Below are 4,100 nucleotides of genomic sequence, written 5' to 3'. Positions count from 1 at the left end.
CGAAAATTATTAAATAATTTTCATTGAATTAATCAATTGAGAGGGCAGATCTTAGATGATCTGCCCTTTTGTTTTATCATTTATTCAGTCAAAAGTGCGGTTATTTTTTCCTCATTTTTTGATATGATCAGAAAAATTTTTGAGGGAATTTTTATGTCAAAACAACATTTTCGAGCTGTGGTTTCTGATCTGGATGGAACATTATTAAATACGGATCATGTCATTGGTGACTTTACGATTGATACATTGAATCGTCTTGAACAAAATGGCATTGATATTATTCTTGCGACGGGAAGAAATCATACTGATGTTGCTTCTATACTCGGGAAAATCGGTGCAGAGCGTGCGGTAATGATTACCTCAAATGGTGCAAGGGTACGGGATATGACGGGTAATCTCATTTATAGTAATAGCTTACCGGAAGATATCGTATATGATCTTTACAAAACGCCATTTGATGAAACTAAGGTCTGTTTAAATGTCTATCAAGACGAAGGTTGGTTTATTAATAAAGACGTTCCGGCACTGAAAAAATTTCATCAAGATTCAGGCTTTATGTATGAGGTGGTTGATTTTTCTAAGCATCATGCCCGCCATGTAGAGAAAATATTTTTTATCGGAAAAACACCTGAAGATTTAATCGAAGTGGAGAAATATTTACGTGAACACTTTGGCAATAAAACAACGATTGTGTATTCTGCATTAGCTTGTTTGGAAGTGATGAATAAAGATGTGTCAAAAGGAGAAGCGCTAAAACATGTTCTAGAGCAACGGGATTACGGTTTGGAAAATTGTATCGCTTTTGGAGATGGAATGAATGATGTGGAAATGCTCTCTCTTGTTGGAAAAGGTTGTATTATGGAGAATGCCGATGAAAGATTGAAACAGGCTTGTCCGCAGTTAGAACAGATAGGTTCAAATCAAAATGAGGCGGTCGCTAAGTATCTTCGGCTTCACTTCGGTATTAAATAATGCTTCAAGCAATATTGTGTATTAGTTTTGGTGCGGTATTCGGGGCTTTAGGAAGGTGGGGATTAACTTACAGTCTTAACTCAGTGTTTTCTGCTTTTGCCTTGGGGACATTACTTGCTAATCTCATTGGCTGTTTTTTGATTGGCATATTGATGGCATTTTTCTGGCAATATCCGCAAGTGAATGCTTTGTGGAAATTATTTTTGGTGACGGGATTTCTTGGTGCATTTACAACATTTTCCTCTTTTTCGATGGAAGTTATTGAGCTTCTCATGTCAGACAAATGGTTTAATGCGTTTGGGGTTATTGTTTTCCATTTAATCGGTGGGTTAATTAGTACGACATTGGGTATTTTATTGTATAAGCTCTTATTTAGAGTTTAGGTTAGAAATCCTCTTCTGGTGTAGAGCCGATGAGATCGGCAAAATCTTCACTGTAAAAGCCATGAGAAAGCATATATTGCCAGATTTTTTGTTTCATTTTAGGCGTTTGCTTTTGCTCATAATTTGGAAATTTTTTTCTTAATACAGAAAGCGTTAGTGATTGCCAATCAACGGTTGTCTCCCATAAAGCCTCATCAATAACCTCATTTGATATACCTTTTAATTGGCGAAGTTCTTGTTTAATTCGATTAACACCGTAGCCTCTCTGTGATCTTGCATGAATATAGTTTTCAGCAAAGCGTTTATCATTTTGCCAATTTTTTTGTTGGCAAAATGAGAGAGTATTTTCAATTTCTTCTTCTGAAAATGCCTTTTCTTGCATTTTATTACGAAGTTCGAATTCACTGTATTCTCGACGAGCTAATAACGTCATCACATAATTTAATGCGATTGAAGACATACGTTCCTTCCATAAAAAGTGCGGTCAAAATTTAAGGAGAATTTGGCCGCACTTGGTTTATTGTAGATTAAAGATCATCCGAAGAATTATCTTCGATTTGCTCAATATCTGCCATTAAGGAGTTTTCAGGGTTTGCAACGAGCTCTGCACGAATTTTGCTTTCTAACTCTTGTGCTTTTTCCGCATTATCATGCAACCATTTCATTGCATTAGCTTTACCCTGACCAATTTTTTCGCCATTGTACGAATACCAAGCCCCTGATTTATCTACGAGTTTGTGTTTCACTCCGAGTTCAATTAATTCCCCTACTTTTGAAATCCCCTCACCATAGAGAATTTGGAAATCAGCTTGGCGGAATGGGGCTGCAAGTTTGTTTTTCACCACTTTGACTTTGGTTTCGTTACCAATAATTTCTTCACCTTCTTTTATTGCTCCGGCTCGGCGGATATCTAAACGAACAGAGGAATAGAACTTAAGCGCATTACCACCGGTTGTGGTTTCAGGGTTACCAAACATTACGCCAATTTTCATCCGAATTTGGTTAATGAATATTACTAAGCAATTCGCATTTTTAATTTGTCCGGTCAGTTTGCGTAAAGCCTGAGACATTAAACGCGCTTGTAAACCCATATGGGAGTCGCCCATATCGCCTTCAATTTCTGCTTTTGGGGTAAGCGCCGCAACCGAGTCCACAATAATGACATCAACAGCACCTGATCGTACCAGTGCATCACAAATTTCTAATGCTTGTTCACCATTATCAGGTTGAGACACTAAAAGTTCTTTTACATCTACACCTAATTTTGCAGCATAGATGGGGTCTAAAGCATGTTCTGCATCAATGAATGCACAGGTTTTACCCGCTTTCTGAGCTTGAGCGATGACTGATAAGGTTAGCGTTGTTTTACCAGATGATTCAGGACCAAAGATTTCTACAATGCGTCCCATTGGTAAACCGCCAATACCTAATGCAACATCTAATCCTATTGATCCTGTTGAAATAGCTTCGACATCTAAGGTTTTAGTATCACCTAATTTCATGATAGAGCCTTTGCCGAATTGTTTTTCGATTTGCCCCAATGCTGCGGCAAGTGCTTTTTGTTTTTCCTCTTGAGTAGCCATATTTAACCTTAAATTTATGTTTGACTGAATGGATATATTTTATCTGTATTGATATACAGTATCAAGCGGATTTTTATCTTTATTGCCAAAAATGTGATCGAGTTCGTAAGATGACAAGAGAAATGGTTAAATACGATGATTTAAATATTGAACGTGATGTAGTTCAAAGAGATCCGATATGATGAAATTAAAGTGACATATGTTAACGATATGTGTATAAGTTTTACTTAAACATTAATATGTTTTGTGGAAAGGAAAGTGTTTTTCTGTGGTATTTGTGGTGTTATAAACGCCTTACTTTATCACTATATTATTGTTTTTAAGGGGATAACGTTTAAATTTGCGATCTGTGTCATAAAGTATAAGACGGTTTGTTTGATTATCGTAAAACGAATGTTATAAATTTTATAAAAGAAACACTTTTCTATATTGATAAGGAGATCTTATGTCAATACTAAATTTTAAAGACGAACACATTGATACTATCCGTGAATTTATAAATGGATTAATTGGTAATGTTACATCAAGAAATCTTTTTACAGGCTACGGATTATTTTATAAACAAAAACTAATGTTTGCTCTGTGGCTAAATAAGAAATTTTATCTTCAGGCTGAGGGAGAACTGGCTAAGGAGTTAATAGCAAGAGGCTGTGTAGCTTTTGCAAAATGTGAAACTAACGCTAAGTTTTTATTATCCTCATATTATGCTCTTTCTACTTCTATACTAGAAGACACCAGTTTATTGCGTAGACTGATCATGCTTTCAATTAAGCAGATCCAAGACAGAAAAAATGAGATTGAGCTATCAAAAGCAAATCGATTGAAGGACCTTCCTAATCTTTCCATAAAATATGAACGAATGTTAAAAAAAGTTGATATTCATGATGTCAAAACATTAAGAATTGTAGGTGCTGAAAATGCGATTGTTCGGCTAAGAAAGCAAGGTATTCCAGCAACGCTAAACACATACTGGCGATTATGTTGCGCATTGAGTAATAAAAATAGCGAGTTTTTAACTAAAGCTCAAAAAAAAATTCTTCTAAAAAAACTAAATGATGCATTGTATGAAGCAGGGTTTAGGCGATATAGAAAGCTTGATGATGAGTAAAAATCAATCATTTAAGTCGTTTTTTTGCAAAAACCACTTGCGTGTCATTAAAAA

5 protein-coding genes are annotated in these 4,100 nt (G+C 35.6%); 3 read left to right on the top strand and 2 right to left on the bottom strand.

Translation table 11 applies throughout. The features are described 5' to 3' along the window. Positions 1-153 precede the first annotated feature (153 nt). Positions 154-972, top strand: coding sequence for a Cof-type HAD-IIB family hydrolase (locus BKK48_RS09485; protein WP_077428199.1), 819 nt, complete (start codon positions 154-156; stop codon positions 970-972). Further along, positions 972-1,355, top strand: coding sequence for a fluoride efflux transporter CrcB (gene crcB, locus BKK48_RS09480; protein ID WP_077428197.1), 384 nt, complete (start codon positions 972-974; stop codon positions 1,353-1,355). Before BKK48_RS09485 ends, crcB begins: the two co-directional genes overlap by 1 nt. A 1-nt stretch (position 1,356) precedes the next feature. Here crcB and recX read toward each other — a convergent pair whose 3' ends face one another. Further along, complete coding sequence (gene recX, locus BKK48_RS09475) at positions 1,357-1,815, bottom strand: recombination regulator RecX (RefSeq protein WP_077428195.1); 459 nt, start codon at positions 1,813-1,815, stop codon at positions 1,357-1,359. A gap of 67 nt (positions 1,816-1,882) precedes the next feature. Next, positions 1,883-2,938 carry a recombinase RecA gene (gene recA / locus BKK48_RS09470; protein ID WP_077428193.1) on the bottom strand — a complete coding sequence of 352 codons (1,056 nt, stop codon included), beginning with the start codon at positions 2,936-2,938 and terminating at the stop codon, positions 1,883-1,885. A gap of 445 nt (positions 2,939-3,383) precedes the next feature. On the opposite strand from recA, the gene BKK48_RS09465 reads away from it, so the two are divergent. Beyond that, positions 3,384-4,046 (top strand): TfoX/Sxy family DNA transformation protein, encoded by a 663-nt coding sequence (locus BKK48_RS09465; protein ID WP_077428191.1) that lies wholly within the window; start codon positions 3,384-3,386, stop codon positions 4,044-4,046. Positions 4,047-4,100 lie beyond the last annotated feature (54 nt).

Source organism: Rodentibacter heidelbergensis (assembly GCF_002000125.1).
Classification (GTDB): domain Bacteria; phylum Pseudomonadota; class Gammaproteobacteria; order Enterobacterales; family Pasteurellaceae; genus Rodentibacter; species Rodentibacter heidelbergensis.
The sequence above is the reverse complement of the archived record's forward strand: the minus strand, read 5'-3'. Positions and strand labels throughout refer to the sequence as shown.